The sequence below is a fragment of the Staphylococcus simiae genome (assembly GCF_002902085.1).
Taxonomy (GTDB): domain Bacteria; phylum Bacillota; class Bacilli; order Staphylococcales; family Staphylococcaceae; genus Staphylococcus; species Staphylococcus simiae.
In genome coordinates, this window is sequence record NZ_PPQR01000106.1 from 1 (window position 1) to 4,508 (window position 4,508).

The following is a 4,508-nucleotide window of genomic DNA, read 5'->3' on the forward strand; positions in this document are numbered from 1 at the left end:
TTTCTAAAAAGATTATTTCGTAACTCAATTAATTCAACAAATATTATTCTATTATGTATCAACTTTAAATACAATAGTCAAATTTACACTTTAGAATATTTTTTTTGATGTCTTTCAAAAACATTATTACGTGTTTTGACGACTTTTATATAATATCAAGTATCTATTTCATAGTCAACATTTATTATCACTTTATTTATACATAAATTTACTCATAATGTATTCATTCTACTTTCATAAAGACTAAATAATAATTAAGTGTAATAAATTATACTCTTAATGGTTATATTTATCTCTAAATCTATGATTTATTATTTATTGATTCATTCCCAAATTAAACTGACACGCAATTATTTTGTTAAGTTTCCCATTTCAGCTTGTACATTATAGTGAAAATTTTAATTATAATTTTTTTGATTGATCCTGAAAAACATTTTTTCACCTTTTCTCTATATTGGGTCCTTTGATCAACCTTGCGTTTTTCTAAAAACTGAGAACCAATTTTACTCTTTTGGCTTCCTATCTCAGAAGCCTCAATCTTAAAATGATTGTCATTTTAAAGTATTCACTTCTTATTTATCATTCCAAAAAATTGAAAACCTATTTATTATAGTATAAAAAAGAGAGCGGTTAACTTTTATCATTAACCTTCTCTCTTGTTACTTTTAGTTATTTATCTTGGCAATCTTTGCAAACTCCATAAATTTCCATTCGATGATGTGTTACGTTAAAATCAGTCATGTGTTGTGCTAATCGTTCAATCTCATTTAATTGAGGATATTGGAAATCAACTATTTTACCACATTTTTCACAAATAATATGATAGTGATTGTGTGTATTGAAATCAAAACGACTTGAGGCGTCACCGTAAGTCAATTCTTTAACTATGCCAATATCTTTAAAAACTTTAAGATTATTATATATGGTCGCAACACTTATATTTGGGAAATCAGGTGAAAGTGCTTGATAAATGTCATCTGCTGTTGGATGATTATGCGAAGAAATTAAGTATCGTAAAATTGCTTGTCTCTGTGGTGTAATTCTGATACCAGCTTTTCTTAATGAACTTATAGATTCTTCTAGTTCATGATCAATTGATTCTATTTCCGCACTCATCTACATCACCATCTTTCTTATATAATAATGATTATTACTTAATAACAATATAACTTTAGTTAGTAAAGATTGTCAACATAAACAAGATACTTTCTATTAATATCCTTTATCCGCTTCCACTATATTCTCATTTAGTTCTCCTTTAGTGAGAAATGACGATAAATTATTAGTGAAAATGTCTAACAAGTCATATTTAGCATTATAATCATTACCAGTTATATGTGCTGTTATAGTTACATTATCTAATTCATATAAAGGACTTTCGCTCGATAATGGCTCATGTTCGAAAACATCTAAATATGCATGTCTAATAATTTTTTCACGTAAAACTTCAATTATTATTTCTTCTTTTACAATACTTCCTCTTCCTATATTAATAAATAACACATCATCTTTCATAATTTCAAAATGCTGTTTTTGTAATAAATGTATTGTTTCTGTTGTTTCAGGCAAAGCATTGATTACAATATCTGCTTGAGGTAGTATGTCATTTAATGCAAAAATATTATATACTTCATCAAAATTATCTTTTTGTTGTCCAGATTTACTCAAACCAATTACTTTCATATTAAATGCTTGAGCTAACTTAGCAGTTCTTTGTGCAATAGCACCTGTTCCTAAAAATAATAACGTATTGTGTGCTAATCTTTTTCCAGTAATGGTTGAATCATAAATGTGTTTTCTTTGATTTTCATAAGATAACGGCATTTTTTTATAATCATCTAAGATAAAAGCTAAGATATATTCCGATAATTGTTTTGCTTGAACACCACGTCCATTTGTCAAAAGAATATTATTATCTTTAATATATTGAAGTGGTAAGTTATTTACTCCTGTAGCAAACCAAGCAAGCCATTTTAAATTTGGACAACTTTTTAAAAAGGCTTCATCAACATTGCTGTCATGACCTACTAAAATATCTAATTCTTCCTTATCTTCTGATGGTATATCAATAGCTTTTTTATAAAACTTGAACGAAACGTCAGGAAACTTATCTTTTAATTTTTCTTCAACTTCTCTCATTCGATTCAAGCCAACCACTTTCATCATTCGTCACCCCAAAATGTTTTTTAGTTCTTCTATTTGTGTTTTAACTTTAACTTTTTCAATGACATCAATAATAAGACCATTCTCATCTATTATAAATGTTGTACGTACAATGCCCATACTCTCTTTACCAAAAGATTTTTTCAATTGGTATACTCCAGTAGCTTTTGATAATTCATAATCTTCATCAACTAACAAATCAAAGTTTAAATCATGTTTTGCAATAAAATTTTGATGCTTTTTTTTCGAATCGCCACTTATACCGAATACTTTAACATCTAAATCATTAAACATTGCTAAATTATCTCTAAAGTCACATGCTTCCGTAGTACATGTTGGCGTATTATCTCTTGGATAAAAGTATAAAATCACCTTACTTCCTTTAAGGGTCTCATTTGAGATAATTTCTCCATGTTGATTTTCCAAAGCAAAATTTGGAAATTTATCACCTTTTTGTAACATCTAATCACCTTTTTCTTCATTATATTAATTTTATGATACGATAGAATATGAAAATATTAAATTAAAAGAGGTTGATATAATGAAGTTTACTGAAAGTGAACGACTACAAGAACTTTCAAATGAATATATCTTAGGTGGAGTCAATTCACCATCCCGTTCATATAAAGCTGTGGGTGGTGGAGCCCCTGTTGTAATGAAAGAAGGACATGGTGCTTATCTATACGATGTAGATGGCAATAAATACATCGATTATTTACAAGCATACGGTCCTATTATAACTGGTCATGCTCATCCGCATATTACTCAAGCAATCCAAGAGCAAGCAGCAAAAGGCGTATTATACGGTACACCTACTGAGTTAGAAATCGACTTCAGTAAGAAACTTAGAGAAGCTATACCTTCTCTAGAAAAAATACGTTTTGTCAATTCTGGTACAGAAGCAGTAATGACTACTATTCGTGTGGCACGTGCCTATACTAAACGAAATAAAATAATAAAATTTGCTGGTTCATACCATGGTCATTCAGATTTAGTACTTGTTGCAGCAGGAAGTGGTCCATCACAACTTGGTTCTCCAGATTCTGCTGGTGTTCCTGAAAGTGTAGCAAGAGAAGTTATAACTGTACCTTTTAATGATATTGATTCATATAAAGAAGCAATTGATTATTGGGGAGATGACATTGCAGCCGTATTAGTGGAACCTATTGTTGGGAACTTTGGAATGGTTTTGCCACAACCAGGATTTTTAGAAGAAGTAAATAAAATTTCTCATGATAATGGCACGCTTGTTATTTATGACGAAGTGATCACTGCTTTCCGTTTCCACTATGGTGCAGCTCAAGATTTATTAGGTGTTATTCCTGATTTAACAGCTTTTGGCAAAATAGTAGGTGGCGGACTTCCAATTGGAGGTTATGGCGGTCGTCAAGATATCATGGAACATGTTGCCCCACTCGGTCCAGCATATCAAGCAGGTACTATGGCTGGTAATCCATTGTCTATGAAAGCTGGCATAGCTTTATTAGAAGTATTAGAGCAAGATGGCGTTTATGAAAAATTAGACCGATTAGGTAAACGTTTAGAGGATGGTTTATTAGACTTAATTAAAAAACATAATATAACTGCAACAATTAATCGAATTTATGGCTCATTAACATTGTATTTCACAGATGAACATATTACACATTATGAACAAGTTGAACGTTCAAGTGGTGATGATTTTGCTAAGTTCTTTAAATTAATGCTTCATCAAGGTATTAATTTAGCACCATCTAAATACGAAGCTTGGTTCTTAACTACTGAACATACTGAAGAAGATATTGATCAAACATTAAAAGCTGCTGATTATGCATTTAGTCAAATGTCTAAATAATACATTGTTAATATAGTAAGTAAATCATATTTGTATTTCTAACTTATATATACAATATTTAGTTGTAGCAAATTATACTTATGAAAATTAGTACTATATCGAAATAATGCAAAAACAAATATTTTAAAACTTATTCCACTTATTTCTTTCATCAAAAATAGCGTGTGGATTCCTAGTCAACCTGACCTGACTAACAAGGATAAAAACGTGTAGATTTATCTACATTTTATACTCGGGCATTGATTACTAATCACACCATATTAGTTATAGATAGCTTTTTGTCACAGATTCTAATCATTTTAAGGAAGTCGTACACCGAATTCATTTTGAACAAATGTAATTCTGTACACTTCCTTTTTTTAAATAGCAAATATGTCTATTTCATTTTCTGCAGTCAAATATCCTTTATATACGAGCCTGGGACATAAAGCATTTTACACTTAAAATTAAGCATTTGGCAGTAACTGTCTGGTTTTCAAAATGTTGATAAATCAACGTTTTAAAAACCTAG

At 29.9% G+C, this 4,508-nt stretch carries 4 protein-coding genes; 1 reads left to right on the forward strand and 3 read right to left on the reverse strand.

From position 1 onward, the window contains the following. Positions 1 to 669: 669 nt before the first annotated feature. From perR to bcp, 3 genes are all read right to left on the reverse strand, one after another. On the reverse strand, positions 670 to 1,116 hold the full coding sequence (gene perR, locus CD113_RS11140; protein ID WP_002464237.1) for a peroxide-responsive transcriptional repressor PerR: 447 nt from the start codon (positions 1,114 to 1,116) through the stop codon (positions 670 to 672). A gap of 96 nt (positions 1,117 to 1,212) precedes the next feature. Beyond that, on the reverse strand, positions 1,213 to 2,163 hold the full coding sequence (locus CD113_RS11145) for a phosphoglycerate dehydrogenase (protein WP_002464236.1): 951 nt from the start codon (positions 2,161 to 2,163) through the stop codon (positions 1,213 to 1,215). Positions 2,164 to 2,169: 6 nt separating this feature from the next. Then, positions 2,170 to 2,625, reverse strand: coding sequence for a thioredoxin-dependent thiol peroxidase (gene bcp / locus CD113_RS11150; protein ID WP_002464235.1), 456 nt, complete (start codon positions 2,623 to 2,625; stop codon positions 2,170 to 2,172). 79 nt (positions 2,626 to 2,704) lie between these two features. On the opposite strand from bcp, the gene CD113_RS11155 reads away from it, so the two are divergent. Beyond that, entirely contained in the window at positions 2,705 to 3,997 is a 1,293-nt protein-coding gene (locus tag CD113_RS11155; protein ID WP_002464234.1) for a glutamate-1-semialdehyde 2,1-aminomutase, read from the forward strand. The last annotated feature ends 511 nt before the right edge of the window (positions 3,998 to 4,508 follow it).

Excerpts from the sequence above, each read along its gene's own strand:
- perR (WP_002464237.1), bottom strand. The coding sequence starts at position 1,116 with ATGAGTGCGGAAATAGAATCAATTGATCATGAACTAGAAGAATCTATA.
- CD113_RS11145 (WP_002464236.1), bottom strand. The coding sequence starts at position 2,163 with ATGAAAGTGGTTGGCTTGAATCGAATGAGAGAAGTTGAAGAAAAATTA.
- bcp (WP_002464235.1), bottom strand. The coding sequence starts at position 2,625 with ATGTTACAAAAAGGTGATAAATTTCCAAATTTTGCTTTGGAAAATCAA.
- CD113_RS11155 (WP_002464234.1), top strand. The coding sequence starts at position 2,705 with ATGAAGTTTACTGAAAGTGAACGACTACAAGAACTTTCAAATGAATAT.